General features: G+C 73.0%; 26 protein-coding genes and 1 tRNA gene. 14 read left to right on the top strand and 13 right to left on the bottom strand.

Annotation, left to right across the window (positions count from 1 at the left end; all coding sequences use genetic code 11):
* Positions 1-91 precede the first annotated feature (91 nt).
* The 4 genes from nhaA (at position 92) to ACIPYS_RS12040 (ending at position 3,886) form a co-directional block, all read left to right on the top strand.
* Positions 92-1,579 carry a Na+/H+ antiporter NhaA gene (gene nhaA, locus ACIPYS_RS12055; protein ID WP_400745594.1) on the top strand — a complete coding sequence of 496 codons (1,488 nt, stop codon included), beginning with the start codon at positions 92-94 and terminating at the stop codon, positions 1,577-1,579.
* Positions 1,580-1,779: 200 nt separating this feature from the next.
* Positions 1,780-2,256 carry a phage holin family protein gene (locus ACIPYS_RS12050; protein ID WP_030392654.1) on the top strand — a complete coding sequence of 159 codons (477 nt, stop codon included), beginning with the start codon at positions 1,780-1,782 and terminating at the stop codon, positions 2,254-2,256.
* A gap of 108 nt (positions 2,257-2,364) precedes the next feature.
* Positions 2,365-3,447, top strand: coding sequence for an alpha/beta fold hydrolase (locus ACIPYS_RS12045; RefSeq protein ID WP_400745591.1), 1,083 nt, complete (start codon positions 2,365-2,367; stop codon positions 3,445-3,447).
* Between the two features lie 166 nt (positions 3,448-3,613).
* The gene (locus ACIPYS_RS12040) at positions 3,614-3,886 is read left to right on the top strand and encodes a hypothetical protein (protein WP_093860977.1); all 273 of its coding nucleotides are present in this window, start codon (positions 3,614-3,616) and stop codon (positions 3,884-3,886) included.
* An 82-nt stretch (positions 3,887-3,968) separates the two neighbouring features.
* Here the strand turns inward: ACIPYS_RS12040 and ACIPYS_RS12035 are convergent, their stop codons facing one another.
* From ACIPYS_RS12035 to ACIPYS_RS12020, 4 genes are all read right to left on the bottom strand, one after another.
* Positions 3,969-5,153: a MarP family serine protease gene (locus tag ACIPYS_RS12035; protein WP_093860978.1), complete on the bottom strand. Its 1,185-nt coding sequence runs from the start codon at positions 5,151-5,153 to the stop codon at positions 3,969-3,971.
* A 67-nt stretch (positions 5,154-5,220) separates the two neighbouring features.
* A complete protein-coding gene (locus ACIPYS_RS12030) occupies positions 5,221-5,967 on the bottom strand; it encodes a CoA pyrophosphatase (RefSeq protein WP_093860979.1) in 747 nt (248 codons plus the stop codon).
* Positions 5,964-6,839 carry an endonuclease III gene (gene nth, locus ACIPYS_RS12025; protein ID WP_400745588.1) on the bottom strand — a complete coding sequence of 292 codons (876 nt, stop codon included), beginning with the start codon at positions 6,837-6,839 and terminating at the stop codon, positions 5,964-5,966. Before nth ends, ACIPYS_RS12030 begins: the two co-directional genes overlap by 4 nt.
* 118 nt (positions 6,840-6,957) lie before the next feature.
* Complete coding sequence (locus ACIPYS_RS12020) at positions 6,958-7,797, bottom strand: isocitrate lyase/phosphoenolpyruvate mutase family protein (RefSeq protein WP_400745586.1); 840 nt, start codon at positions 7,795-7,797, stop codon at positions 6,958-6,960.
* A gap of 261 nt (positions 7,798-8,058) precedes the next feature.
* Here ACIPYS_RS12020 and ACIPYS_RS12015 point away from each other — a divergent pair, with 261 nt between their 5' ends.
* Both ACIPYS_RS12015 and ACIPYS_RS12010 read left to right on the top strand, forming a co-directional pair.
* Positions 8,059-9,069, top strand: coding sequence for a helix-turn-helix transcriptional regulator (locus ACIPYS_RS12015; protein ID WP_093860982.1), 1,011 nt, complete (start codon positions 8,059-8,061; stop codon positions 9,067-9,069).
* Positions 9,070-9,300: 231 nt separating this feature from the next.
* A complete protein-coding gene (locus ACIPYS_RS12010) occupies positions 9,301-9,975 on the top strand; it encodes a Crp/Fnr family transcriptional regulator (RefSeq protein ID WP_030392646.1) in 675 nt (224 codons plus the stop codon).
* Between the two features lie 151 nt (positions 9,976-10,126).
* Here ACIPYS_RS12010 and ACIPYS_RS12005 read toward each other — a convergent pair whose 3' ends face one another.
* The 5 genes from ACIPYS_RS12005 to ACIPYS_RS11985 form a co-directional block, all read right to left on the bottom strand.
* Positions 10,127-10,954, bottom strand: a complete 828-nt coding sequence (locus ACIPYS_RS12005) for an MBL fold metallo-hydrolase (RefSeq protein WP_400745584.1) — start codon at positions 10,952-10,954, stop codon at positions 10,127-10,129.
* On the bottom strand, positions 10,951-11,127 hold the full coding sequence (locus tag ACIPYS_RS12000) for a hypothetical protein (protein WP_159424929.1): 177 nt from the start codon (positions 11,125-11,127) through the stop codon (positions 10,951-10,953). Before ACIPYS_RS12000 ends, ACIPYS_RS12005 begins: the two co-directional genes overlap by 4 nt.
* Before the next feature lie 125 nt (positions 11,128-11,252).
* Positions 11,253-12,131, bottom strand: coding sequence for an NUDIX hydrolase (locus tag ACIPYS_RS11995; protein WP_400745582.1), 879 nt, complete (start codon positions 12,129-12,131; stop codon positions 11,253-11,255).
* Between the two features lie 284 nt (positions 12,132-12,415).
* On the bottom strand, positions 12,416-12,886 hold the full coding sequence (locus ACIPYS_RS11990; protein WP_030392643.1) for a RidA family protein: 471 nt from the start codon (positions 12,884-12,886) through the stop codon (positions 12,416-12,418).
* Positions 12,883-13,041, bottom strand: a complete 159-nt coding sequence (locus ACIPYS_RS11985) for a DUF4177 domain-containing protein (RefSeq protein ID WP_093860985.1) — start codon at positions 13,039-13,041, stop codon at positions 12,883-12,885. Before ACIPYS_RS11985 ends, ACIPYS_RS11990 begins: the two co-directional genes overlap by 4 nt.
* A 200-nt stretch (positions 13,042-13,241) precedes the next feature.
* On the opposite strand from ACIPYS_RS11985, the gene ACIPYS_RS11980 reads away from it, so the two are divergent.
* Positions 13,242-14,360, top strand: a complete 1,119-nt coding sequence (locus tag ACIPYS_RS11980; protein ID WP_400745580.1) for an ArsA-related P-loop ATPase — start codon at positions 13,242-13,244, stop codon at positions 14,358-14,360.
* A 74-nt stretch (positions 14,361-14,434) separates the two neighbouring features.
* Positions 14,435-15,565, top strand: coding sequence for an ArsA family ATPase (locus tag ACIPYS_RS11975; RefSeq protein WP_231978791.1), 1,131 nt, complete (start codon positions 14,435-14,437; stop codon positions 15,563-15,565).
* A 148-nt stretch (positions 15,566-15,713) separates the two neighbouring features.
* Here ACIPYS_RS11975 and ACIPYS_RS11970 read toward each other — a convergent pair whose 3' ends face one another.
* Positions 15,714-16,037 carry a WhiB family transcriptional regulator gene (locus ACIPYS_RS11970; protein WP_037779213.1) on the bottom strand — a complete coding sequence of 108 codons (324 nt, stop codon included), beginning with the start codon at positions 16,035-16,037 and terminating at the stop codon, positions 15,714-15,716.
* Positions 16,038-16,460: 423 nt separating this feature from the next.
* On the opposite strand from ACIPYS_RS11970, the gene ACIPYS_RS11965 reads away from it, so the two are divergent.
* Positions 16,461-18,806, top strand: coding sequence for a transglycosylase domain-containing protein (locus ACIPYS_RS11965; protein ID WP_093860988.1), 2,346 nt, complete (start codon positions 16,461-16,463; stop codon positions 18,804-18,806).
* Between the two features lie 195 nt (positions 18,807-19,001).
* Here the strand turns inward: ACIPYS_RS11965 and ACIPYS_RS11960 are convergent, their stop codons facing one another.
* Entirely contained in the window at positions 19,002-19,457 is a 456-nt protein-coding gene (locus ACIPYS_RS11960) for a GatB/YqeY domain-containing protein (protein ID WP_093860989.1), read from the bottom strand.
* 126 nt (positions 19,458-19,583) lie between these two features.
* Between ACIPYS_RS11960 and ACIPYS_RS11955 the strand changes: the two genes are divergently transcribed.
* From ACIPYS_RS11955 to ACIPYS_RS11945, 3 genes are all read left to right on the top strand, one after another.
* Positions 19,584-20,204 (top strand): ABATE domain-containing protein, encoded by a 621-nt coding sequence (locus ACIPYS_RS11955; RefSeq protein ID WP_093860990.1) that lies wholly within the window; start codon positions 19,584-19,586, stop codon positions 20,202-20,204.
* A 61-nt stretch (positions 20,205-20,265) separates the two neighbouring features.
* Positions 20,266-21,210, top strand: coding sequence for a metallophosphoesterase (locus ACIPYS_RS11950; protein ID WP_093860991.1), 945 nt, complete (start codon positions 20,266-20,268; stop codon positions 21,208-21,210).
* A gap of 101 nt (positions 21,211-21,311) precedes the next feature.
* Positions 21,312-21,385: transfer RNA gene (locus tag ACIPYS_RS11945), tRNA-Pro, on the top strand.
* Positions 21,386-21,678: 293 nt separating this feature from the next.
* Here ACIPYS_RS11945 and ACIPYS_RS11940 read toward each other — a convergent pair.
* Positions 21,679-22,638: an HNH endonuclease gene (locus ACIPYS_RS11940; protein WP_400745576.1), complete on the bottom strand. Its 960-nt coding sequence runs from the start codon at positions 22,636-22,638 to the stop codon at positions 21,679-21,681.
* Between the two features lie 510 nt (positions 22,639-23,148).
* Between ACIPYS_RS11940 and ACIPYS_RS11935 the strand changes: the two genes are divergently transcribed.
* Both ACIPYS_RS11935 and ACIPYS_RS11930 read left to right on the top strand, forming a co-directional pair.
* On the top strand, positions 23,149-23,748 hold the full coding sequence (locus ACIPYS_RS11935) for a TetR family transcriptional regulator (RefSeq protein ID WP_400745574.1): 600 nt from the start codon (positions 23,149-23,151) through the stop codon (positions 23,746-23,748).
* Between the two features lie 150 nt (positions 23,749-23,898).
* Positions 23,899-25,134, top strand: a complete 1,236-nt coding sequence (locus ACIPYS_RS11930; protein WP_400745572.1) for an IS701 family transposase — start codon at positions 23,899-23,901, stop codon at positions 25,132-25,134.
* A 63-nt stretch (positions 25,135-25,197) separates the two neighbouring features.
* Here ACIPYS_RS11930 and ACIPYS_RS11925 read toward each other — a convergent pair whose 3' ends face one another.
* Positions 25,198-26,427: a serine hydrolase domain-containing protein gene (locus ACIPYS_RS11925; RefSeq protein ID WP_400745570.1), complete on the bottom strand. Its 1,230-nt coding sequence runs from the start codon at positions 26,425-26,427 to the stop codon at positions 25,198-25,200.
* Between the last annotated feature and the right edge of the window lie 101 nt (positions 26,428-26,528).

Raw genomic sequence — 26,528 nt, 5'->3', positions numbered from 1 at the left:
GATTCGCGTCACAGGGCGAGCCGGGAAGTCTGGTCGGCAATGCACCACCGGTGCATCTCCGTACACCGTCCCCGCCCCCAGGAGGCCGCGCGTGGCCAGCCAGCCGCCCGTCCACGAGCCGACGACCCGACGCCGCCAGCTCCTCGGCAGGCTGTCCCTTCCCGAGCGCACCTACATCACGGACGCGCTGCGCACCGAGACCGTCGGCGGCGTGCTGCTGCTGCTCGCCTCGGTGGTCGCACTGATCTGGGCCAATGTCTGGCCGGCCGCCTACCAGGCCGTCCTGGACTACACCGTCGGCCCTTCCACGCCGCTCCACCTGGACCTCAGCCTGGACGCGTGGGCGAAGGACGGCCTGCTGACGATCTTCTTCTTCGTGGCCGGGATCGAGCTCAAGCGCGAGTTCGTGGCGGGCGAACTCCGCAGCCCCAGTGCCGCGATCCTCCCCGTGATAGCCGCCGTCTGCGGCGTCGCGCTGCCCGCGATCGTGTTCACGGTGGCCAACTCCGGCCCCGGCGGCCATCCGAACGGCTGGGCCGTCCCGACCGCCACCGACATCGCCTTCGCGCTCGGCGTACTGGCCGTGGTCGGCAGCCACCTGCCCTCGGCACTGCGCGCCTTCCTGCTCACCCTCGCGGTGGTGGACGACCTGATCGCGATCCTGATCATCGCGATCTTCTACAGCTCCGGCATCAAGTTCTGGGCGCTCGGGCTGGCCTTCGCCGGGCTGGTGCTGTTCTGGTTCCTGCACCGGCGCGGGGTCCACGGCTGGTACCTGTTCGTACCGCTCGCCTTCGTGATCTGGGCGCTGATGCACGAGAGCGGCGTGCACGCCACGGTGGCGGGCGTCGCGATGGGCCTGCTGCTCCGCTGCCACCGGGAGGGCGACGAGAAGACCTCCCCCGGCGAGCACATCGAGCACCTGGTCCGCCCGGTCTCGGCCGGGATCGCCGTACCGGTCTTCGCCCTGTTCGCCGCCGGGGTGACGGTCTCCGGACCGGCGTTGCGCGAGGTGTTCACCCAGGCGGCCCCGCTCGGCATCGTGCTCGGCCTGCTGGTCGGCAAGACCGTGGGCATCTTCGGCGGCACCCGTCTGGCCGCCCGCTTCACCCGCGCCGAACTGAACCCGCAGCTCAAGTGGGCGGACATGTTCGCCGTCTCGGTGCTGGCCGGCATCGGCTTCACGGTCTCGCTGCTGATCAGCGAACTGGCCTTCCCCGACGACCCGGCGCTCGCCGGCCGGGCCAAGGCCGCCGTCCTGATGGGTTCGCTGCTCTGCGCACTGATCGCCACCGTGCTGCTGAAGCTGCGCAACCGGCACTACCGCGAGCTGTGCGAGGAGGAGGACCGCGACCTCGACGGCGACGGCATCCCCGACGTCTACCAGCTGGACGACCCGGCCTGGCAGGCACGCGTGGCGGAGCGGCAGAACCGCGCGGCCGAAGAGCAGAACCGCACAGCCGAACAGCAGGACCGACCGGGCGGACACCAGGACCGACCGGCCGGACAGCAGGACCTTCCGAACCGGCCGCGGCAGGGCACGCACCCGGCCGACGAGGGCCCGCAGCGCCCGCATTGAGCCGGACCCGGACCGGACCTGCCCGGAACACGTCCCTCGCCGGGCCCCCCGGAGTGGTGTCCGCTCGTCCGGTAGGGGCATGATTCTGAACTGTCGACAGTCCACCGACGCCACCGGGCCCGCCCCGGTACCCGGAACCACCGGGGAGCCGCACCGTGCGGCGGCGTCACTCGCCGCACGGCCGAAGAGGAGAACCGCTGATGCCCGCAGGAGCCGCAGACCCGTCCAGCAACGGCCGGGCGCCCTATGAGGGCGAGCGTTCGGTGGGGCAGCTGTTCGCCGCGGCCACCGCCGACCTGTCCGCCCTGGTCCACGACGAGATCGCGCTCGCCAAGGCCGAGATCCGCGCCGACGTCAAGCGCGGTGTCTCCGGCGGCGTCTCGCTGGCCGTCGCCGGTGTGGTGGCCCTGGCCGCCGTCCCGATGCTCAGCGCCGCCGCGGCGTTCGGCATCCACGCGCTGGGCCTCTCGCTCGGCTGGTCGTTCCTGGTCGTGGCCGGCGCGTACCTGCTGCTGGCCGTGCTGCTGGGCCTGCTGGCGCTGCGTTCGTTCAAGAAGATCGAGAAGCCGGTCCGCACCATCGAGGGCGCGCAGAAGACCGCCGACGTCCTGAAGAACGCGCGGCCGCGTCCCGCCACCAAGGAGGAGATCGACCGCGCCCTGGGCCGCATCCCGTAGGCCAGGCCCCGCGTCGTGAGAACACGCGGCCGGCGCTCCGAGGGCCCGAACGGTCCGAGTGCGAGTGCCGGGCGCGTGTCCGGCGCGCGGATGTGACACGCTCTCGGTATGTCGCTCGACCAGAAGCCCGTGCCCGCACAGCCGCCCGCCGGTTCCGGCGACACCGCGTCCGGTTCCGACGGCACCGTCACCGATGACGGCGGGACCGCCTCCGGTTCCGGCGGCACCGTCCCCGGCGGCGTCGCGGCGCCCGCCGACCGCGGCGGCGACGCCCAGGGCGCGCCCGCGGCCGCCTGGGACGTCCGGCAGGCCGGACCGTGGACCCACCGCGACCTCGCCGCCAACGGCGCCCGCTTCCACATCGCCGAACTCGGCGAGGGCCCGCTGGTCCTCCTGGTGCACGGCTGGCCGCAGTACTGGTGGGCCTGGCGCCACCAGCTCACCGCACTCGCCGAGGCCGGCTACCGGGCCGTCGCCCTGGACCTGCGCGGCATCGGCGGCAGCGACCGCACCCCCCGCGGCTACGACCCGGGCAACCTCGCCCTGGACATCACCGGGGTGATCCGCTCCCTCGGCGAGAACCGGGCACACCTGGTCGGCCACGCCTCCGGCGGCACGCTGTCCTGGGTGGCGGCCGTGATGCGGCCCTCGGTGATCCAGAGCCTCACCGTGGTCTCCGCCGCGCACCCCCGGGACCTCCGCCGGGCGCTGCTGACCGACCGGCGGCAGATGGCCGCCTTCGAGCACATCCTGGGCTTCCAGCGGCCGTGGATACCGGAGCGCCGCCTGGTCGCCGACGACGCCGCGCTGGTCGGTCGCTACCTGGACGCCTGGACCGGGCGCAACCAGCTGGACCGCGCGGCGGTGGCCGCGTACCGGGAGGCGATCCGGATCCCCAGCACCGCGCACTGCTCGATCGAGCCGTACCGGTGGCTGCTGCGCTCGATGGCCCGCCCCGACGGCATCCAGTTCGCCCGCCGGATGAAGAAGCCGATCACCGCACCCACCCTGCACGTCCAGGGGGCGGCGGATCCGGTGCTGCTGTCGCACACGGCCCTGGGCGGCGGCGAGTACGTGGCCGCGCCGTACCGCTGGCGGCTGCTGCCGGGCATCGGGCACTTCCCGCACGAGGAGGCGCCGGAGCAGTTCACGGCCGAGCTGCTGGACTGGATCGGCCGGCACAAGGACTGAGGTGGTGCGGGGCCCCCGGACCGGGCAGAAGGTCCCGCACCCGATCGGGGGAACCGGGACCGAGGTCCCAACTCCCCTCGGGTGACGCACATATGACAAGCGCATAGGCCACGTTGATGGCCGGCCGGGCGGTTACCCCCGTCGGCCCAGGGGCATCCATTGCGGTATGACCTGGATGCCCGATCGCGGCAGCGCCCCGCGCGGCCGACAGCACAGCGACAGCTCGCAGCGTTCCGCCCACCGTTCCGAGTGGGCGGAGAACCGCGGTCACGACCGCGGATACGACACCGGCTACGACCGCCGGTACGACAGCGGGTACGACGGCGGGTTCGACGGTACCGACGGCCACCCCCGTACGGCGCAGGACCGGCTCGGTATCCCGCGCATCCTCGGCCGACGTGCCCGCTGGGTGGGTGCCCGGCTCCGTCGCGACACCTGATCGACCCCCGCCCCCGGAACCACGGACCCGCGCGTCGGAAGACCTGCGGGCCCGCGCGTCGGAAGGCCCGCGGACCCGCGCGTCAGAGGGCGCAGCCCTGGGTGTCCGCCCGTCCCGAGGCCACACTGCCCAGCTCGGCGTCCTCGCGCACCTCGGCCGCGGTCAGCACGTACCCGGTGTCCGCGCTGTCCAGCGACTTGGCGAACACCATCCCGTACACCTGGCCGTCCGGGGTGAGCAGCGGCCCGCCGCTGTTGCCCTGGCGCACCAGTGAGCGCACCGAGTAGACGTCGCGGACCACCTGGCCGCGGTGGTAGATGTCCGGCCCGTTCGCCTGGATCCGGCCGCGGATGCGGGCCGGCTGGACGTTGAAGGCGCCGTTCTCCGGGAAGCCCGCCACGATCGCGTTGTCGTTGGTCTTCGCCTCGCCGGCGAAGGTGAGGGCCGGCGCGTTCAGCTTGGGCACGTCGAGGATCGCGATGTCGCGCTGCCAGTCGTAACGGACCACCGTCGCGTCGTACAGCTGGCCGACCCCGCCGATCTGCACGGTCGGCTCGTTGACCCCGCCGACCACGTGCGCGTTGGTCATCACCCGGTGCGGGGCGTAGACGAAGCCGCTGCCCTCCAGGGTCTTGCCGCAGGAGGTGGCGGTGCCGACGACCTTGACCAGACTCTGTCGCGCCCTCGCCACCGCGGGGCTGCCCGCCAGCGTCGGATCGGGGATGTCGACCTGGGTGATCGGCTCGTGCTCGAAGGGGTTGAACACCTGCGGGAAGCCGTTGCGGGCGAGCACCTTGGAGAAGTCCGAGAACCAGTTGGGGGCGTCGGAGGGCAGGGTGTCCTGGACCCCGCCCAGGATCGCCGAGGTGCGGACCTGCTTGGAGACGGTCGGCAGGGACGTCCCTGCCAGTGCGGAGCCGATCAGCCAGGCCACCAGCAGCATCGAGATCACGTTGACCACGGCGCCGCCCGCGGCGTCCAGGGTCCGGGCCGGGCGGCGGTCGATGTGGCCGCGCAGCTTCCAGCCGAAGTGGGTGGTGATCGCCTGGCCGATCGCCGCCAGCACGATCACCACCACGACCGCGATCACCGAGGCGGTCGTCCCGGGGCTGAGATGGTCGAGCAGCAGCGGCAGCAGCTGGACGGCGAGCAGTCCGCCGCCCAGGAAGCCGAGGACCGACAGCACGCCGACCACGAAGCCCTGCCGGTAGCCCGACACGGCGAATCCGATCGCGGCGGCGATCAACAGCACATCCAGGACATTCACCCGGACACCCTCCCACGACGGACCACCCCGACGGGCGGGCGATGGTCGAATCCGCCCGCCGTCCGGTTCACTGCGGCCCGGCGTCGCGGCCGAGCAGCGCCCGGGACCGCTCGCGGTCGCCCTGCACCAGCTCCAGCGCCTCGTCCGAGAGCTCGACGATCCGGCCGGCGTCCCACGGCCGCTCCAGCCCGCTGTGGTGCAGCACCCGGTCGATCACCCCGGCGGTGAAGCCCCAGACCAGTCGGCCCCCGACGGCGAAGGCCGGTCCCATGTGGCCGGACGGGTGCCGCAGCCTGGCCCGGTTCACCGGATCGGTCAGCTCGTCGATCGGCACCCGGAACACCGCGCCGGTCTCCCCCAGGTCCACCGGACGGACCGGTGACTCCTCGCGCCACCAGCCAAGCACCGGCGTCACCACGAACCGGCTGACCGGGATGTACAGCGCGGGCAGCGTGGCGAACACCTGCACCCCGTCCGGGTCCAGGCCGGTCTCCTCCCAGGCCTCGCGCAGCGCCGCCGCCACCGGGCCGGGACCGGCCGGGTCACCGTCCTCCGGGTCCAGCGCACCGCCGGGGAAGGAGGGCTGGCCGGCGTGCGAGCGCAGCGAGCGGGCCCGTTCGATCAGCAGCAGGTCGGGACCGGACGCGCCCTCGCCGAAGAGCATCAGCACGGCGGCCGCGCGGCCGCCGTCGTCCGGTGGCAGGAAGCGGCTGAGCTGCTCGGGCAGCACCCGCTCCGCGGCGTCCCTGACCGGCTCCAGCCAGGTCGGCAGCCCGTCCCGCTCCACCCCCCGCACGATCCCCCGGTCGCTCACTCGGCCACCGCCAGGTCGGCGACCTCGCCGTGGTGGGCGGCGGCGTCGGCGCGGGCGCCGGCCTCGCCCGGGAAGTCCGCGGGCGGGCGCAGCCGCTGGCCCGGCTGTCCGCCCATCTCGTACTTGAGCAGCTTCTTCGCCTTCTCCGGATCGGTCTCGCCCTCGCCGTAGGAGGGGCAGAGCGGTGCGATCGGGCAGGCTCCGCAGGCCGGCTTCCGGGAGTGGCAGATCCGCCGGCCGTGGAAGACCACGCGGTGCGAGAGCATCGTCCACTCGGACTTCGGGAAGATCTCCGCGACCGCCGCCTCGACCTTCACCGGGTCCTCGTCGGTCGTCCACCCGAACCGGCGGGCGAGGCGTCCGAAGTGGGTGTCCACGGTGATCCCGGGGACGCCGAAGGCATTGCCGAGGACGACGTTGGCGGTCTTCCGACCGACCCCGGGGAGGGTGACCAGGTCCGCCAGCCTGCCGGGGACCTCGCCGTCGAACTCGTCGCGCAACGCGATCGACAGGCCGATCAGGGACTTCGCCTTGTTCCGGAAGAACCCGGTCGGACGGATGATCTCCTCCAGCTCGGCCGGGTTCGCCGCCGCCATGTCCTCCGGCGAGGGGTACGCGGCGAACAGCGCCGGCGTCGTCTGGTTCACCCGGAGGTCGGTGGTCTGCGCCGACAGCACGGTGGCCACCAGCAGTTGGAACGGGTTGTCGAAGTCCAGCTCCGGGTGCGCGTACGGGTACAGCTCCGCCAGCTCCCGGTTGATCCTCCGTGCCCGCCGCACCATCGCCAGCCGCGATTCGGGCTTGGGCGCCCCGCCTGCCTTCCCCACCGGCTTCCCCGCAGACGCGGTCGTCCGGACCTTGCTCTCTGCCATGCGTGAAGGCTACGCCGCACGGCCGTGCTCCTGCGGCGGATCGGCCAGGACCGGGCGCGGAAGGGCAGTGAAGGGAGAGGAAGGACGGGGACCGCCCGGGGGAAGGCCCGCCGGCCCGTCAGCCCCGGAAGAGGGCGTCGACGTCGCCGTAGCCGAGCGCGCCGACCGGCTCCGTCAGGGCGCCGGGGCCGAGCAGTTCGGCGGCCGCCCGGCGGGCGGCCGTGTAGGCGAACTGGGCCAGCGCGGTACCCACGCTGATCCTGCGCACCCCGGCGGCGGCGAGTTCGGCGACGCCCGGCCCGCCGGCCACGGCCATCGCGTTGACCGGCAGCGGCGTCCGGGCGCAGAGCTCGGCCAGCGCCTCGAGGTCCAGCAGGCCGGGGACGAACAGGCCGTCCGCACCCGCCGCCGCGTACGCCTCCGCGCGGACGAGCACCTCGTCGAGTCCGCCCAGGCCGAACAGGAGGACGTCCGTCCGGGCGTTGACCAGCAGCTCCGGCAGACCCGCCGCCTCCGCCGCCGACCGTGCGGCACGAAGCCGTCCGGCCTGCTCCTCCACCGTGAACAGCGGGCCGCCGGGGGCCGCGGAGTCCTCCAGGTTGACCCCGGCCGCGCCCGCCCCCACCAGGGCCCGGACCGTCTCGGCGACATCGTCCGCCGAGGGCCCGTAGCCGCCCTCGGCGTCCACCGTGACCGGCAGGTCGACGGCGGCGGCGACCCGGCGGGCAGCCTCGACCGCCGTCGCGCGGTCGAGGCGCTGGCCGTCGCCCCGGCCCAGCGACCAGGAGACGCCGCCGCTGGTGGTGGCGATCGCGGCCGCCCCGGCCGCGGCGATCACGGCGGCGCTCCCGGCGTCCCAGGCGTTCGGCAGGACGAGCACGCCGTCCGCGACCAGCGCCCTCAGCCGCTCGGCCCGCGCGCGGAGGGTGGACGGCTGGAGCGGGGAGGAGGTGGACATGCTGGTCACCGGCTTTCGGTTCGGGAGGGATCCCGGGAGAGGTCCCGGGAGAAGTCCTGGGAGGGATCACGGGAGGGATCACGGGAGGGATCACGGGCGGCGCGAGGGACTCCGCGAGCCGCCCGGGAGCCGCCCGGGCGGCGGTGGGGGTCACGCGCCGCCGCCATCCTGCGACCGGTCGGCGGGCACCCTCCAGTGATTAAGCTGGGACCGAATCCTGGACCGAACCCTGGGCCGGAGCGGGAGAGTGGGCGGGCACCGATGCGGACCGAACTCGCGTTCTCGACGGACGACCTGGCACGCACCAGGTTCGCCGTCTCCCCCATGTGGGAGGTGGTGACCAGCCTCCGGGTCCTGGCCCACCGGGCCGTCCCCGCCCTGCACCGGCCCTGGGCCGCGCAGGTCCGCCGGGCCGCGGAGGCCACCGGGCCGGCCGTCCGGCGGCTGGCCGCGCTGGTCCCGGCCGTCGGCCACCTGCCGGACTTCCTCACCCCGGTACCCGTCGGCGCCGCCGCCACGCTCGCCGAGGAACTGGCCTCCGTCGCCGCGACCCCGCCCGAGCAGGTGCGGGCCGATCTCGCCCTCCTGGCCGGCGAACGCGGCGGCCGGCTGCCGGCCGTCCTCGAACCCCTGGACCGCGATCCGGCTGGCCTGCTGCCCCTCCTGGTCGCCGACATCGAGGAGTACTGGGGGTTCGCGCTGCGACCGCACTGGGCCCGGATCCGCGCGCTGCTGGACGCGGACGTGCTGCACCGCGCCCGGCAGTCCGCCGGGCTCGGCAGCGCCCAGGTCCTCGACGACCTCCACGAAACGGTCCGCTGGGACGGCGGCGCGCTGCGGCTGGAGCAGCGGCACTGCGCGGTCCAGCGGCTGGATGCCGGGGCCGGGCTGGTCCTGGTGCCGTCGGTGTTCGCCTGGCCCCGGGTGCTGACCCGGACCCTGCCGCCGGACCCGCCGCAGCTCGCCTACCCGGCCCGCGGCGTCGCCACCCTGTGGGAGTCCGGGCCGGTCGCGGAACCGGCCGAGGCACTCGCCGCCGTCCTCGGCCGCTCCCGGGCCCGGCTGCTCGCCGAACTGGACGCACCGGCCTCCACCACCGAGCTGGCCCGCCGGACCGGGCTCTCCACCGCCGGGACCTCCCAGCACCTCACCGCCCTGCGCGCGGCCGGGCTGACCAGCGCGCAACGGGCCGGGCACGCCGTCCTGCACGCGCGCACCGCCGTCGCCGACGCCCTGCTCGCGGCGGACCGGGCCGGCGCCGCCGCCGAGTGAGCCTCCGGTAGCCGTCGGACGGCTCCCGAGCCGGTCCGGCGCGGCTCCCCGAGCCGCCCGGGGCCGGGGGCCGGGGCGGTTCCGACGGTACGAATGGCCCCGCGCAGCACACCTCGGCACACCCCCTCCTCATATGATCGGAGCGACATGCGCCATGCTTGGTGATGCAGAGCACTGTACGAACTTGTGCCGGAGGGCTTGACGGCCGGCCGGCCGAGAAGGAGGAAGCACGTGGACGACGTTCTGCGGCGCGCCGCACTCTTCGCGGCACTCGACGACGAACAGGCCGGCGAGCTGCGCGCTTCCATGACCGAGGTGACGCTCGCCCGCGGCGAGTCGCTGTTCCACGAGGGCGACCCCGGCGACCGGCTGTACGTCGTCGCCGAGGGCAAGGTCAAGCTGCACCGGGCCTCGCCGGACGGCCGCGAGAACATGCTCGCCGTCCTCGGCCCCAGCGAGATGATCGGCGAGCTGTCGCTGTTCGACCCGGGCCCGCGCACCGCCACCGCGAGCGCGCTGACCGAGGTCAAGCTGCTGGGCCTCGGCCACGGCGACCTCCAGCCCTGGCTGCACGCGCGCCCCGAGGTCTCGATCGCACTGCTGCGCGCCATCGCCCGCCGCCTGCGCCGGACCAACGACGTGATGTCCGACCTGGTCTTCTCCGACGTGCCCGGGCGCGTCGCCAAGGCTCTGCTGGACCTCTCCCGCCGCTTCGGCGTGCAGTCCGACGAGGGCATCCACGTCGCCCACGACCTCACCCAGGAGGAGCTGGCCCAGCTGGTCGGCGCCTCCCGCGAGACGGTCAACAAGGCGCTCGCCGACTTCGCCGGCCGCGGCTGGCTGAAGCTGGAGGCCCGTGCGGTCGTGCTGATGGACGTCGAGCGGCTCTCCCGCCGCTCGCGGTAGTCCGCGATCCCCGAACCCGCGCGAAGGGCCCGTACGCTCCGGCGTACGGGCCCTTCGCCGGTCCGGCGGGTCCTTCCCGGCTCCGGTGGGTCCGGCCGGTCCGGTGGGTCCGCCGCAGCGGACGGTGCGGCGGGCGGCGCCCGGCGCCCGGTCAGTCCGGGATGAGTCCGTGGTCCCTGAGGTACTGGAGCTGCGCGAGCACGGACAGCTCGGCCGCCGGCCACAGCGCGCGGTCCACGTCCGCGTAGACCCGCGCCACCACCTCGGCCGACGTCCGGCAGCCGGCCTCGACCGCGGTCTCGACCTGGGCCAGCCGGCCGGCCCGGTGGGCCAGGTAGTAGTCCACCGCGCCGAGCGCGTCCGCGAGCACCGGCCCGTGCCCCGGCAGCACCGTCCGGACGCCGTGCTCGGCCGCCATGCCGTGCAGGTGCCGCAGCGAGTCCAGGTAGTCGCCGAGCCTGCCGTCCGGGTGGGCGACCATCGTGGTGCCCCGCCCGAGGACGGTGTCGCCGGTGAGGATCGCACCGTCGGCGGGCAGGTGGAAGGTGAGCGAGTCCGAGGTGTGGCCGGGGGTACCGATCACCCGCAGGTCGAGGCCCCCGACGTCCAGGCGCTGGCCGTCCGTGAGTCCCTCCGGACCGAGCCGGTGCGCCGGGTCCAGCGCTCGGACCTCGCTGCCGGTCAGTTCGGCGAACCGGGCCGCCCCCTCGGAGTGGTCGGCGTGCCCGTGGGTGAGCAGGGTGAGCGCCACCCTCTTGCCCCGCTGCTCGGCGGTCTCGATCACCCGGCGCAGGTGGCCCTCGTGCAGCGGGCCCGGGTCGATCACCACCGCGAGGTCCGAGTCCGGCTCGGACAGCAGCCAGGTGTTGGTGCCGTCCAGGGTCATCGGGGACGGGTTCGGCGCCAGCACGCAGAGCGCACGGGGAGTGGCCTCGCCGCCGATCCCGGCGGCGGGGTCACCCGGCAGGAGTCCGCTCACCGGCGGTCCCCGGTGTCGCGGTGCAGCGCCCGGAGCGGCAGTGCCCGGGTGAGGGCGCGCTGGGCCATCTCGGTGAAGCTGACCGAGTCGCTCTCACAGGCCGGGCGGCGCGGGTTCAGGCGGCGGGCGGGCATCTCGGGCGCCGTCCGGCGAGCCACGTCGTTGTGGGTCATCGGGTCGGTCCTTTCTCGTACGGGTCACTCGGGAGCGGTGCGGGGGCGGATCGGGGCGGATCGGGAAGCGGTGGGGCAGGAAGCGGTGGCGGGGACGGGCGAAGCGGTGGGTCGGTGGGGCGCGGTCAGCCGACGCGTTCCTCGGGGAACGTACCGTCGATCGTCAGCTCGTCGTACCCCGGCCAGCGGACGGTCAGCCGCTCCCCCCGCACCTCGGCCCGGCCGAGCACCGGCTCCAGCGAGCGGTCCGCCGCCGCCCCCAGCGCCTCGGCGGCACTGCGCACCGGCGTCAGCTCGCGCAGCACGGTGACGGTCGGCGGCAGCATCCCGAACCGGCCCTCCTCGTAGCCCCGGACGGCCTCGGCCGGGGTGAGCCAGGCGACCCGGTCCGCCTCGCCGACCTCGAGGGCGGCACGCTGCCCGGCCGGCAGGGCGGCGACGAAGAACCAGGTGTCGTACCGGCGCTCCTCGAAGGCCGGGGTGATCCACCGGGCCCAGCCGCCCAGCAGGTCGCTGCGGAGCAGCAGCCCGTGGTCGCGCAGTAAGTCGGCGAAGGAGAGCTCGTGGGCCTCCAGGGCGGCGCGCTCGGCGGTCCAGTCCCGGGGCTCGGCGACGCTGTCGGCATCCGGACCTGCCAGCAGGACGCCGGCCTCCTCGAAGGTCTCGCGGACGGCGGCGCAGACCACGGCCTGCGCGGTCCGGGCGTCCACGCCGAGCCGTTCGGCCCACTCCTGCGGGCCGGGACCGGCCCAGCCGAGCTCGGCCTCCGCGTCCCGCCGGTCGACCCCGCCGCCCGGGTAGGCGTACATCCCGGCCGCGAACGCCATCGACGTCCGCCGTCGTAGCAGGTACGCCTCCGGGCCGGCGTCCGTCCCGGTGTCCCGGAGCAGCACCACGGTGGCGGACTGCCTGGGCACGGGCGGGGTCAGCTCCCCGGCGTCCGCCGCCCTGATCCGGGCGGGCCAGCCGGGGGGCATCGGGAGCGTCGTTGCTCGCTGGTCCATGCCCGGATGCTAAGCGCCCGGGGGCGGGCTTGGACAGGGGTGATCCGTTCGTGCGGACCGTCTCCGACGGACCGTCCCTCCGCGGGCCCGCGCTCGCCCGGGCGCTCGCCCGTCCCGAGGGCCGTCCACCCCGGACGCACGTCCGCCCCGGACTCCGTACGGGCCGGGGCGGGCGGGGCGTCGAGGGTGTCCGTCGCGTCGGGGGTGTCCGGCGCGTCGAGGGTGTCCGGCGCACTCGAGGGCGTCGAGCGCGCCGAGAGTCGTCCGGTCGCGGGTGCGGTCGGTCAGGCTCCGGCGCGGACCCGGACCTGGATCTCGACCTCGACCGGGGCGTCCAGCGGCAGCACGGTGACGCCCACCGCGCTGCGGGCGTGCACGCCCGCGTCGCCGAGCACCTTGCCGAGCAGCTCGCTCGTGCCGTTGATCACGCCCGGCTGACCGGTGAAGTCGGGGGCGGAGGCGACGAAGCCGACGACCTTGACGACCTGCTCGACCAGGTCGAGGTCACCGATCACCGACTTGACGGCGGCCAGGGCGTTCAGCGCGCAGATCTGCGCGAGCTCCTTGGCCTCCTCCGGGGTGACCTCGGCACCGACCTTGCCGGTGCTCGGGAGCTTGCCCGCCACCATCGGCAGCTGGCCCGAGGTGAAGACGAAGTCACCGGTACGCAGCGCGGGCACGTAGGCGGCGACCGGGGCGGCCACCGGCGGCAGGGTCAGGCCCAGTTCGGCCAGCTTCTCCTCGACCTTGCTCATGCCTGCTTCTCCCGCTTGAAGTAGGCCACCAGCTGCTCCGGGTTCGGACCCGGTACGACCTGGACGAGCTCCCAGCCGTCGTGGCCGAAGTTGTCCAGGATCTGCTTGGTGGCGTGCACCAGCAGAGGTGCCGTCATGTATTCCCACTTGGTCATGGCCAGACTCTAGACGTTCCGTCCCGGCGATCGGCCCCGGTCCGCGTCCGGGCGCGCTCGTGCGTGTGAGGTGGCCCACAAAGCGGGCATGATTCGAGTCCGGCGCCCCGGGTAGTCCCGGCATCCGGTGCGGTCCCTGGTTACCCTCGCGGGAGGGCACCTGCGTGGTGCCGGCCCTCGGAGACGGACGGAGACGGAGCGTGGCACGCACCCCCGGCCAGGCGGCCCGGCGCGATCCCGACTGGGAGGGCGTACGGCTGCACGTGGTCAGCGGCAAGGGCGGGACCGGGAAGACCACCGTGGCCGCGGCGCTGGCACTGGCGCTCGCGGCGGAGGGACGCCGGACCCTGCTGATCGAGGTGGAGGGCCGGCAGGGCATCGCCGAACTGTTCGGCATAGCGGCACTCCCCTACGAGGAGCGCCGGATCGCCACGGTCACCCCGGCCCAGCTGGGCCTGCCGGCGAGCGGCGCGGCGAAGGGATCGTCCGGCGGCGCGAGCGGATCGCCGGGCGGCCCGGTGAGCGGGGAGCTGCACGCGCTCGCCATCGACACCGAGCAGGCTCTGCTCGAGTACCTCGACATGTTCTACAAGCTCGGCCGGGCCGGGAAGGCACTGCAGAAGGTCGGGTTCGTCGACTTCGCGACCACCATCGCCCCCGGCGTCCGGGACGTGCTGCTGACCGGCAAGGCCTGCGAGGCGGCCCGCCGCAAGGGCCCGGACGGACGGCGGACCTACGACGCGGTGGTGATGGACGCGCCGCCGACCGGCCGGATCACCCGGTTCCTGAACGTCAACTCCGAGGTGGCCGGGCTGGCCCGGATAGGGCCGATCCACAGCCAGGCGCAGGCCGTGATGCGGGTGCTGAAGTCACCGGAGACCGCCGTGCACCTGGTCACCCTGCTGGAGGAGATGCCGGTCCAGGAGACCGTGGACGGCATCGCCGAGCTGCGCGAGGCCGGTCTGCCGGTGGGCGGGGTGCTGGTCAACATGGTCCGGCCGCCGCTGCTGGACGCGGCCGCGGTGGCCGCGGTCGACGGCGACCACCGCGAGGAGGTCGCGCTGGCGCTCGGCGAGGCGGGTCTCGGCGGCCGCTCGCGCAAGCCGGACACCGTCCGGGCGGCGGTCGAACCGCTGCTCGATCCACTGCTGGCACAGGCCAGGGAGCACGCCGAGCGGGTGGAACTGGAGCGCGCCCGGCGCGCCGACCTGCAGCACCTGAAGCTCCCGACCTACGAACTTCCACTGCTGGGCGAGGGTGTGGACCTCGGCACGCTCTACCGGCTGGCGGGCGAACTGAAGCGTCAGGGGGCAGCGTGAGCGGGCGGACCGGCACCGACGGACAGGGCACCACCGGACAGGGCGGAGCGGGCGTCGGCGGCAGCCGGCTCGCCGTGGACGAGCTGATCGACAACCCGAAGACCCGGATCATCGTCTGCTGCGGCTCCGGCGGCGTAGGAAAGACCACCACCGCGGCGGCGATCGGTCTGCGGGCCGCCGAGCGCGGCCGCAAGGTCGTCGTCCTGACCATCGATCCGGCCCGGCGGCTGGCGCAGTCGATGGGTCTGACCGAGCTCGACAACACCCCCCGGGTCGTCAAGGGCGTGACCGGCGACGGCGAGCTCCAGGCCATGATGCTCGACATGAAGCGGACCTTCGACGAGGTCGTGCTGGCCCACGCCGACCCCGAGCGGGCCCGCGCGATCATGGAGAACCCCTTCTACCAGTCCCTGTCGGCCGGCTTCGCGGGCACCCAGGAGTACATGGCGATGGAGAAGCTCGGCCAGCTGCGGGCGGCCGAGGAGTGGGACCTGATCGTCGTCGACACCCCGCCGTCCCGGTCCGCGCTGGACTTCCTGGACGCGCCGAACCGGCTCGGCTCGTTCCTCGACGGCAAGGTGATCCGGATCCTGACCGCCCCGGCCAAGGTCGGCGGGCGGTCCGCGATGAAGTTCCTGAACGTCGGGATGGGCCTGATCACCGGCACCCTCGGGAAGATCTTCGGCGCCCAGCTGCTGACCGACGTCCAGACCTTCGTCAGCGCGACGGACTCGATGTTCGGCGGCTTCCGGGAGCGGGCGGACCGCACGTACCAGCTGCTCCAGGCGCCGGGCACGGCGTTCCTGGTGGTGGCCGCCCCGGAGCGGGACGCGCTGCGCGAGGCGGCGTACTTCGTGGACCGGCTGGCCGCCGACCGGATGCCGCTGGCCGGGCTGGTGCTCAACCGGGTGCACGGGACCGGCGCCCCGCAGCTCACCGCCGAGCGGGCGCTGGCCGCGGCCGAGGCGCTGGAGGAGAACGGTTCCGAGCAGGTCTCGCCGGACGCCGAGCTGCTGGCGGCCGGACTGCTGCGGCTGCACGCCGAACGGATGCAGGTGATGGTGCGCGAGCGGCGGACCCGTGACCGCTTCGTCTCGGTGTACCCCGACGTGCCGATCATCGAGGTCGCCGCGCTTCCCGGGGACGTCCACGACCTGGAGGGACTGCGGACGATCGGCGAACGGCTCGGCGGGTCCGCGGACTGACACCCGGTGGCTCGGCGGACCGGACCCGTCCGGCCGGACCCACCGGCGCGGTCCGGGCCGTCGACCCGGACCTCCGGACCCGAGCCCCCCGACCCGGGTGGTGCGCGCCGACTCCGCTCCGCACGGCCGAAGCCCGTGCGGCGGTGGCTCAGCCCGCCTGGGCGTAGTCCGTCAGTATCACGCCGGTGGCCAGCGAAGTCTCGTACTCGGTGCGGGCCGTCTCCAGCAACCGCCGCCACGAGATCACGGTCGGCCGCCGACGCAGCAGCGCTCGCCGCTCGCGTTCGGTCATCCCGCCCCAGACCCCGAACTCCACCCGGTTGTCCAGCGCGTCCGCCAGGCACTCCGTGCGCACCGGGCACCCGCTGCACACCGCCTTGGCGCGATTCTGCGCCGCCCCCTGGACGAACAGTTCGTCCGGATCACTCGTGCGGCAGGCGGCCTGCGCACTCCAGTCGTCTACCCAGCCCATGCCGGCGCCGTCCTCTCCCGAATCGAGGCTCCCCCACGGCGGCAACGGCATATTCACCGTTGCCAGTTGAGGACGTTACGGAAGAACGACAGCTTGCAACAGCCCCTTCGGGCTCAATCTCGAATGACCCGATTGGACTATGGGTGGCGATCAGCTCACTCGTTGGAGTGATCGCAGGTCGCAAGCATTGCCAGGATCGCGTTCAGTACTCTCGCCACGCGGGCCGTCACACAGTGCTACCGGACACAGGTGTGCAGCCACCAACAGCTGCCTCAAAAATGCGCCAAAGGCAGGCAATTCGGGCAATTCTCATCACTCACAAGAGTGATCGATGCTGACGCAGCGAAGCTGTCGCAAGCTTGTGACAAGCCTAGGCGAACACCTGCCCCGGTGTGCGGCATTCGGCAACGTAGGGTTCTCCCCATGGCACCGAAGCGCCCCCAGGCACCCCAGCCCCCAGGCAACACCGGAGCTCCGCGCGGCAAGCGCCGCGGGTCACCGCTCGACTACGCGGGACACGGAGTGAAGTTCCTGGGGGTCAGCGTGCTGTCCGGAGTACTGCTGGCGGGCATGGCCCTGCCCGCCGTCGGCGCGCTCGGCCTGACCGCCAAGAACACGGCGGAGGGCTTCTCCAACATCCCGGACGACTTCAAGACGCCGCCGCTCACCCAGGCGACCCAGATCTTCGACGCCAAGGGCGGCCTGATCGCCAAGGTCTACGAGCGCGACCGCACCGTCCTCACCGCCGACCAGATGTCCCCGTACATGCGGCAGGCGCAGGTCGACATCGAGGACGCCCGCTTCTACGACCACGGCGCCGTCGACCTCAAGGGCGTGCTCCGCGCGATCAGCAAGAACGCGGAGAGCGGCACCGCGTCCCAGGGCGCCTCGACGCTGACCCAGCAGTACGTGAAGAACGTCAACGTCGAGAAGGCCGGCGACGACCAGGCCGCCGTCCTGGAGGCCCAGCGCAAGACCCTGGGCCGCAAGATCCAGGAGCTGAAGGTCGCGATCAAGCTGGAGGAGGATCTGACCAAGGACCAGATCCTCACCAACTACCTCAACATCACCTTCTACGGTCACCAGGCGTACGGGATCGAGGCCGCCTCGCAGCGGTACTTCAGCAAGTCCAACAAGGACCTCACCGTCGCCGAGGCCGCCACCCTGGCCGGCCTGGTGCAGAACCCCTCGCAGTACGACCCGGTGCGCTTCCCCGACAACGCGGTGAAGCGGCGCAACGTCGTGATCGACAAGATGGTCGAGAACAAGCACGTCACCCCGGAGCAGGCCAAGGAGGCCAAGGCCGCCCCGCTGGGTCTGAAGTACAAGGACCCGCAGAACGGCTGCATCACCGCCCAGGCGGGCATGGGCTTCTTCTGCGACTACGTCCGGCACGTGGTCAAGCAGGACCCGGCCTTCGGCAAGAACGCCGCCGAGCGGAAGAAGTTCTGGGACCAGGGCGGTCTGAACATCTACACCACGCTCGACCCGGACAAGCAGGCCGCCGCCCAGGCCGCCGTCACCGGCAAGGTCAAGGTCACCGACCCGGTGTCGGCCGCCGCGACCATGATGGAGCCGGGCACCGGCAAGATCCTGGCGATGGCCCAGACCCGCCCGTACGGCCTGGAGCCGTCGAAGAACCAGACCGTCGTCAACCTCAACGTCGACGCGGCGATGGGCGGCGGCAACGGCTTCCAGCCCGGCTCGACCTTCAAGCCGATCATCGCCGCGGCCGCGCTCGAGAACGGTATGGCGCCCACCAAGCCGTACCCGTCCGAGAACCGCATCGAGTGGCCGACGATGAAGACCTGCGAAGGCACCTGGAAGAACACCTACAAGGGCAACGAGCGCTACGTCCCGAACGAGAGCAAGAGCGAGGTCGGCCCCTACGAGCTGAAGCAGGCGATGGCCCTCTCGGTCAACACCTACTTCGTCCAGATGGAGCAGGACATGGGGCTCTGCCCCGTCAAGCAGATGCTCGACAAGCTCAACATCACCACCACCGCCTCCGGCGCCAAGCTGGACGTCGTGCCCTCGATCACCCTGGGCACCAAGGAGATGTCGCCGCTGACCATGGCGAACGTCTACGCGACCTTCGCCGCGCGCGGCAAGCACTGCACGCCGATCGCGATCAACAAGATCAGCACGGTCGACGGCAAGGAGGTCAAGGTCCCGCAGACCACCTGCACCCAGGCCTTCTCCGAGCAGACCGCCGACGCGCTGAACACCGTCCTGCTCAACGTGACCGAGAAGGGCACCGGCGCCACCCTCGGTCTGGAGGACGGCCGCCAGATCGCCGGCAAGACCGGTACCACCGACAAGAAGAAGGCCGCCTGGTTCAGCGGCTACACCCCGCAGCTCGCCACCGCGGTCTGGATCGGCGGGCCCACCGGCGGCGTCGAGATGAAGAACATGAAGATCGGCGACACCTACTACGGTGCCGACGGCGTCTTCGGTGCCACCGGCCCCGGTCCGATCTGGAAGATGGCCATGGACGGCGCGCTCAAGGGCTCCCCGAAGGAGACCTTCCAGACCATCGACATCCCGGACCCGGCCCCCAAGCCGGACCCGAACGCCACCCCGGGCGCGACCCCCCCGGCCTCGCCCGCTCCGGGCGGCGACCCGAACGCGGGCGGCAACCCGCCGCCGCCGGCGGCCAACCCGAACCCCGGCACCAACGCGGGCGGCCTGATCGGCGGCGGGTTCACCTTCCCGCCGGGGGTCATCGGCGGGAACGACGGCGGCGGGAACGGGCGCGGCCACCACTGAGCGGACGGCCCGCAGGGCCTCCGGCAGGACGGACGAGGGGCGCCCCCCGAGCATCTCGCTCGGGGGGCGCCCCTGTTTCCTGTCCTCGGCGTGCGTGCTTCCCGGCCCTGCGTCCGGCCGCGTGCGGCCGGGCACGTGCGGCCGGGCCTGCCGCTCCCCCGCTGCCGCTCGACCCGGATCCGCTCCGCGGACCGATCAGCCGGCGAGGGCGGACTTCACCGCGGCGGCCACCCGGCCGCCCTCGGCCAGGCCGTCGACCTTCGGCCGCACCAGCTTCATCACGGCGCCCATGCCCTGCGGACCGACCGCGCCGCTCTCGGCGACGGCCGCGGCCACGATGGCCGTCAGCTCCTCGTCGGACAGCTGCTTCGGCAGGTACCCGGCCAGCACCTCGCCCTCGGCCACCTCACGCGCGGCCTGCTCGGCCCGGCCGGCGCTGTCGAACGCCTCCGCGGCCTCCCGGCGCTTCTTCGCCTCCCGGCCGATCACCTTGAGCACCTCGGCGTCGGAGAGCTCGCGCTTCGTCTTCCCCGCCACCTCCTCGCTGGTGACGGCCGACAGCGTGAGCCGGATGGTGGACGAGCGCAGCTCGTCCCGGTCCCTGATGGCAGCCGTCAGGTCCTGGTGCAGCTGCTCCTTGAGCGTCGTCATGGCCCCGAGTCTCCCACCTGCCACGTTCCGACGCCCAGCATTAATCCGCCCCCACCCGTCAGCCGTCTCCCGCCCCCGCTCCCCTCGTGTCTTCCCCGCCCCGGAATAACCTCTTAAACTGGTTACATGACGGACGAGCGAAGCCCCGGCCTGGTCCTGCACTACCCCGGCGGAACGCGCTTCCACTTCGACCCCGGCACGCTCTGCCTGGAGCTCCTGCCCACCGGCGGCCCGGGCCGCTACGCCCGGTACGAGATCCTGCACCGGCCGTCCGACCTGCTCGAGTGGCTCGGACAGTCCCGGCTCGGCCTGTCGCCCGGCAGCGTCCGGATCAGCGACGGCCAACTGGCCGCCGTCCGCACCCTGCGGGACGCCCTCTGGCGCCTCGCCGCGGCCCGCGCGAGCGGCGGCCCCGCGCCCGCCGGTCCCGCCGACCACGCGGTGCTCAACCGGGCCGCGGCCCGACCGCCGCTCGCCCCGCAGATCGCCCCCGACGGCACCGCGGCGCCGCCCCTGCCCGGCGACGGCGACCAGCTCGCCTCCACCCTCGCCCGCGACGCCATCGCCCTGCTCACCGGCCCGCACGCGGACCGGATCCGCGAATGCGGCGCCGACGACTGCCAACTGCTCTTCGTCGACACCTCACGTCCCGGCCGGCGCCGCTGGTGCTCGATGGAACGCTGCGGCAACCGCCACAAGGTCCGCGCCCTGCGCGCCCGCCGCGAACGCCCCGGGGGGACGACCTGACGTGTCCCCGGGCGCACCCCGACAGTTCACCTGCTGATCCGCCGTCTGAGAGCATGGACCGATGCGACCGCTGTACTCCGTTCCCCTCGGAATCGCCGCCACCGGCGCCGCCTGCCTCGCCTACTCCGTTGGGTACGAGGTCCGTTCCTTCCGCCTCCGCCGGGTCGAGGTCCCGGTCCTCCCCCGAGGCGCCCGGCCCGTCCGGGTACTGCAGGTCTCCGACATCCACATGGTGAGCGGGCAGGGCAGGAAGCAGCGCTGGCTGCAGAGCCTCGCGGGCCTGCGGCCCGACCTGGTGGTCAACACCGGCGACAACCTCTCCGACCCGGAGGGCGTCCCCGCCACCCTGGACGCGCTCGGCCCGCTGATGGACTTCCCCGGCGTCTACGTCTTCGGGTCCAACGACTACTACGGCCCCGCCCGCAAGAACCCCGCCCGCTACCTCCAGGCGATGCGCACCGGCAGCCACGGCATGAACAACGCCGACGGCACCGCCCGCCGCGGGATCACCGGCGCCGTCCACAACCCCTGGGAGAAGCTGCGCGACTCCTTCGACGCCGCCGGCTGGCTCGACCTCACCAACACCCGCGGCCGCCTCACCGTCGCCGGCCTCGACCTGGAGTTCACCGGCCTGGACGACCCCCACATCCGGCGCGACCGCTACAGCGAGGTCGCCGGCGGCCCCTCCTCCGACGCCGACCTCTCCCTCGCCGTCGTGCACGCCCCGTACCTGCGGGTCCTCGACGCCTTCACCGCCGACCGCTACCCCCTGATCCTGGCCGGCCACACCCACGGCGGCCAGCTCTGCGTCCCCTTCTACGGCGCCCTGGTCACCAACTGCGACCTCGACGCCAAGCGGGTCAAGGGCCTCTCCACCCACCAGGCCGGCGGCCGCCGCTCCTACCTCCACGTCTCGGCCGGCTGCGGCACCAACCGCTACACCCCCGTCCGCTTCGCCTGCCCCCCGGAAGCCACCCTCCTCACCCTCACCCCCACCCCCCGCTGACCCACCCGCCCCGCTCGCCGAGAAACCGGATTTCGTCTCTCGGCGAGCGTCCGGTAGAGTTCTACTCGTCGCGAAGGAGACGGAGCGACAAACAGAAAGACCGGGGTGTGGCGCAGCTTGGTAGCGCGCTTCGTTCGGGACGAAGAGGCCGTGGGTTCAAATCCCGCCACCCCGACCCAGTCCAGAGGGCCTATCGGAGAAATCCGATAGGCCCTCTGGCGTTGTGCGTGCCGACCTGGGTGACCGGCCCTCAGGCTCCCGGGCTCCTCCCCCACGAACGGGATGTGAGTCGGGACACACTCGCGCGTCCCGACTCACATCCTGATCAGTCGGCGCATGACACTCGGCCCTCGCGGCCCCTCCGGTGGCGTGGCGCCCTCGCCGCCGGCCCCGCCAGTGGGCTCAGGGCGCTTCGCCGCACAGGGCTGGAATCGCCGGGATTCGCCCCCTGCGCAGGAGGTAGCGCGATCAGGGACCGTCCAGCGTGGGGGACGCGGTGCTCGCGCCTACATCTCTGTGCATGCGCCAGTGCTTGGCGATCCACTTCTTGTGCGCGTTCGTAATGGGCACCGCCAAGACCTGGCCGTGGAGCTTCGCGTACTCGGGATAGGCCCGGGCCTTCGGAGCGACATCAAGGGCAAGGCTCTGTGGGTCGATGGAAATCTGGCCCAGGTCGAAGAGACGATGAACGTCTCGACGCAACAGTAGACCACCGTTCGCGTGGTGCTTGCCGTTCGCGGCATAGCTGTAGAGGTGAGCCGCTTCCAGCACGCACGCCGGCGCCGGGCCGGTGAAGGCACAGACCTCTCCGAACACGTCCAAGAGCGCGGCGCGGAACGCCGGCTGCCCCCTACGGACTCGGACCATCGCCTTTGAGTGACCACCCGCGATGGCATCGCGGGTGGTCTTGATGATCTCGAGAGGAGTGGCGTTCTTACCCGTCTCGATACGGTGCTGGAAGTCGTCCCACCGCAGCCGTCGCATCGCGTTCTGGGAGCCGGGCTCCTCACACAGCTCTCGCAGTTCACTACCGCTGACCACACCGGGCAGGCCAATCCAGGCGAAGTCGTACCGACTGCGATAAGTGGTGACGGGTACGGTCTGGGTCTTGGGCTCCCCGAACTCCGCCTTGCAGTTCTGGTTCCAGCACCGGTACTTCGGTGTCTTCGTCTTCCGCTCGGCGATATCGGCCTTGCCACAGCTCGGGCATGAGCTGACTTCCTTGCTTGCGGAACGCGTCACGATGTCCTCGATCACGGACATTCCTATTGAGGTCTGGCCGTCCCAGAGCACGATCTCGTCGCCAACCTGAACATGTCCCGCGTTCGGGACCCGACTGTCCCAGCTGTAGTGACTCGGACCGCTGTCGTCGTAACCACTGCCCACGCGCTTGGGGTCGTCCCCCATATACATCAGCCATGCTGTCATCAGAATCTCCCCCTCGACCTACCTTTGATCCGCCGCAGGTAGCACACCAGGAGCCACCGTCCGACCAACGTATCCCGTGCGATGGAGACACTTGATGGCGGTACAGGGCAGCGGCAGTAGTGCGGGCGGGGGTCGCCTGTGACCGGACTGCTGCTGGCCCGGAGGGCAGGCCAGCAGCAGGGACGATTTGGGGCGCGGGCGCGTACACGAGGGCGCGTTGTCCCGCCTGCGTCCCACCGGGCCGGATCCGGGCAGGATTACGGGTCTGGCTGTGCTGGAGGCCGGCGGGGGCGGGTGGGCCGGCGGGGGTGGGTGGGGTGGGAATCCTTCGGTTGGCGGGCGGGCGGGGGGTGGGGCGGCGTAGCGTCGGAGTGTCGTCGTTCCGGTACGCACCGGCACGTCCCGATCGCCCGAAGGAGGCATCTCCACCATGTGGTTGGGCCACTCGCTTTCGCCGACCGCCGTCGTGGCGGCGCGGCCCCGTGCCCGTCGTGTCCGTGGTGGCGCGTGATGCGGCAGGAACGCGCCCGGCAGACTCGTCGTGCTCTACTGTGCGCCGCGGCAACCGAGTTCGACCTGTACGGGTACGAGGGGACCTCGCTGGCGCGGATCAGCCGGAGCGCCGGGGTGACGCTGGGGGCGCTCACGTTCCACTTCGCGTCCAAGGCCGCCCTGGCGGACGCGGTCCGGGCCGAGGGGGCCGCGCTCACGGGTGACGGTCGAGCGCCCGACCCGGGCGCGGGCGGGTTGATCGATCTGCTCGCCCGGTTGCTGGACGAGGAGCCGAGCGTGCGGGCAGCCGCTCGGCTCAGTTGGGAGCGGCCGGAGTCGGCGGGCAACTGGTACACGGCCTGGGGTCCCGAGCTTCGCGACCGGCTGGCCCGTGAGCGGTCGGCGGTGCCTGCCGGCGTCGCGCCGGTGCTGGACGAGGTCGATCTGGAGACGCTGGCGCACTGCCTGGTGGCCGGGTCGGCGGTGCTGCGGCGGGGGATCGTCCCCCTGGGCGGCGGCGGGCCGGCCGCTCCGGAGGAGATCCGGCGGCGGCTCCGGCGGCTCTGGCGGCACGCGGCGGCGACGGATCCCGACCCGTCCTCCACGCCGCCGGTCTGACCGTGTCCGCGGCGCGAGCGTCGGCCACCGGGACACCGGAATTCGCCAAAGCGCCTCCCGGGCCCGACGGGCAGTCGGAACAAAGCGATCGTTCACTATCCTCCCGAGGACGGCACCTCACAGCACCACACCACCCGGGGAGCTCATCACATGGACTCGCAACCCCTCTCACCGGTCGGCGAAGCCGCCGTCTCCCGGTTCGCCGAGCAGGTCTTCGCCCAGCTGGGCCGGACCGACCAGCGCCGCTGGGCCCGGGCCTATCTGCAGGGCCTGCTGGCGGCTCCCGGCCGCAAGTCCCTGGCCAACATGGCCGCCAGTCTCGCCACCGGACCGGCGGAGGCGGCCACCGTCTCGCTCTCGCTCCAGCAGTTCATCAACGGCAGCCCCTGGGACTGGCGTCCGGCCCGCCGGGTGCTCGCCGACCTCGCCGCCGGCCCCCGCCCGGTGCGGGCCTGGACCGCCGCGCTCGTGGTCGTCCCCAAGCGCGGCGACCAGGTGGTGGGCGTCCACCGGCGGTTCGACCCGTCGACCGGGCGGACCGTCAAATGCCAGGCGGCGACCGGTCTTTTCGTCGCCACCGACCGGGACGCCGTGCCGGTGGACTGGTCGCTGCTGCTCGACCCGGGCTGGACGGACGACCCGCAGCGGCGCGCCCGGGCCCGGATCCCCGAGGACGTGGCCCCGCACCCGGCGGGCGACCTGCTGACCGGAATGGTGGACCGGCTCGCCGCCCACCATCCGGTGGCACCGCTGGTCGCCACCCTCGACGCGACGGACGACCCGGTCCGACTGGCCGCCGCGCTCGCCCGCCGCTCCGTCCCCTACCTGCTGGAGGTCCGCGGCGATCAGCCCGTCCGGCCGGTGCTCCAGGCCACCACGGGGCGGCACGGGCGGGTGCAGCAGGGCGCCGTGCCCGCCGAGTCGCTGTTCCCGTGGCGCCGGCCGCGGATGTCGCCCGACCCGCAGCCGGTGCTGCGCGGCACGCCCGTTCTGCCGCCCGGCCCGGTGACCGCGCCGGGACCGGCTCCGGCTCCAGGAGCGGGAGCGGCTCCGGGCGCCGCGGGAACGGTGGCCGGAACGCCGTCGGCGCCGGTGCACCGGCTGTGGGCGCGGTGCGACGGCGACGGCGGACCGCGGCGGTACTGGCTGACCGATCTGGCCGAGGACGCCCCGGGTGTGCTCGCACTGCTGGACGCCGCCTCGGCCACGCGGAGCACCGTGAACCGGCTGGGTTCGGACTTCGGCCTGCTGGACTTCTCCGGACGCTCGTACACCGGCTGGCACCATCACATGACGCTGGTCTCGGCCGCGTACGCGCTCGGCCGGGACCTGGCGGTCCGGGTCGGCGGCGGGAGTGGCGGGGGCGCGCTCCAGAACTCGGCCTAGCCGCACGGTCGGGCAAGCGCCGGCGGCCCGGTGACCCGGTGACCCGGTGGCCCGGTGGCCCGGTCAGGCGTCGAGGGCCTGGTAGACCGTGGTCCAGAAGTCGTGGATCAGCCGCGCCGAGTCGGGGACGGTCATCCCGACCTGGGTGAGCACGATGCCGACCAGCCCGTGCTCCGGGTCGGCGTAGGTGGAGGTGCCGCTGCCGCCGTCCCAGCCGAACTGGCCGACGGGGGCGTAGTCGCCGCGATAGGTCCGCACCGCGGCGCCGAGGCCCCAGCCGCCGTGCTGTCCCTGGCCGTACGACAGGTGCACGTTCTCCTTGGCCAGGGTCTCGCGCAGGGCGGTCTGCTCCGGGGTGAGGCGGTTGGTGGTCATCAGCTCGACCGCGGGGCGGGAGAGGACGCGCCCGCCGCCGTGCAGGCCGCCGTCGAGCAGCATCCGGAAGTAGGCGTGGTAGTCGTCGACGGTGGAGACCAGGCCGCCGCCACCGCCGGGGAACGCCGGGGGCCGGCTCCAGCGACCGTCCGCCGGCTCGTCCCAGACGTGGAACTCGCCGGTCCGCGGGTCGGGGGCGTAGAGGGCGGGCAGCCGGTCGATCTTCTCGGCGGGCACGTGGAAGCCGGTGTCCGCCATCCCCAGCGGACCGAAGACCCGCTCGCGGAGGAAGCTCTCGAACGACTGGCCGGTGACCCGGGCGACGAGCACGCCGAGCAGGTCGCTGGCGATGTGGTACTGCCAGCGCTCACCGGGCTGGTGCATCAGCGGAAGCGTGCCGAGGCGGCGCAGCCACTCGTCCGGTTCCGGCATCGGCTGCGGCAGGTCGGGCGTGAGGCCGTTCTCGATGATCGCGCCCATGATCGGGCTGCCCAGCGCCGTGATGTCCATGCCGAGGCCGAAAGTGGAGGTCAGCACGTCCCGGACGGTGATCGGCCGCCGGGCCGGCACCGTGTCGTCGAGCGGGCCGTCGATCCGCTCGAGAACGCGGCGGTCGGCGAGTTCCGGCAGCCAGGTCTGCACGAGGTCGTCCAGCCGCAGCCGGCACTCGTCGAGCAGGACCGTGGCGGCGGCCATGGTGACCGGCTTGGAGGTCGAGGCCATCCGGAAGATCGTGTCCCGGCCCATCGGCGCGCCGCCGTCGTGGCGCATGGTGCCGATCGCCTCGACGTGCGTCCGGTCGCCCCGGCCGATCAGGGCGACGACGCCCGGGATCCGGCCCGACTCGACGTGCCGCGTCAGCACCTCGCGCACCTTGCGCAGTCCCTCGTCGGTGAATCCGCCGTTGCTGCTGGTCATGGTGACCCTCCCCGCCCGTTGTGTTCATGAACTTCCGAACACTCAGGAAGCTACATTGCGTTCACGGGTCCGTCAACGCCAAACAAAGGGAAAGCCTTGTA

This window comes from Kitasatospora sp. NPDC089913 (genome assembly GCF_044748625.1).
Classification (GTDB): Bacteria; Actinomycetota; Actinomycetes; order Streptomycetales; family Streptomycetaceae; genus Kitasatospora.
The sequence above is the reverse complement of the archived record's forward strand: the minus strand, read 5'-3'. Positions and strand labels throughout refer to the sequence as shown.